Genomic DNA, 499 nt, shown 5'->3' on the forward strand with positions numbered 1-499 from the left:
GCTGACCGTCAGGCGCTTGGTCTTGCGGCCCTGCGCCTCGAAGGCATCGGCGATCGCGACCGCGGCGGCCTCGTCGCCGGAGACGACCACCGCCTGCGGACCGTTGACCGCGGCGATGTCCACGTCCTCGGTGAGCAGTGGCACGACCTCCGCCTCGGAGGCCTGGACCGCGATCATCACGCCACCCGCCGGGAGCGCCTGCATCAGCCGCCCGCGGGCCGCCACCAGCGCACACGCGTCGTCCAGGGACAGCACCCCGGCCACGTGCGCGGCGGCGATCTCACCGATCGAGTGACCGGCCACGAAGTCCGGCCGCACCCCGTACGACTCCAGCAGGCGGAACAGCGCCACCTCGACCGCGAACAACGCCGGCTGGGCGAACTCCGTCCGGTCCAGCACATCGGCGTCCCCACCGAACAGCACCTGCTGCAACGGCACTTCCAAGCGCGGATCCAGCTCCGCGCACACCGCGTCCAACGCCGCCGCGAACACCGGCTGG

At 72.5% G+C, this 499-nt stretch carries 1 protein-coding gene; it reads right to left on the reverse strand.

Annotated features, from left to right (window positions below):
* Positions 1-499: acyltransferase domain-containing protein (locus IF43_RS37515; protein ID WP_158939698.1), on the reverse strand; the 499-nt coding region annotated here is incomplete at both ends.

The organism is Streptomyces sp. NRRL S-87, assembly GCF_000719335.1.
Lineage (GTDB): Bacteria > Actinomycetota > Actinomycetes > Streptomycetales > Streptomycetaceae > Streptomyces.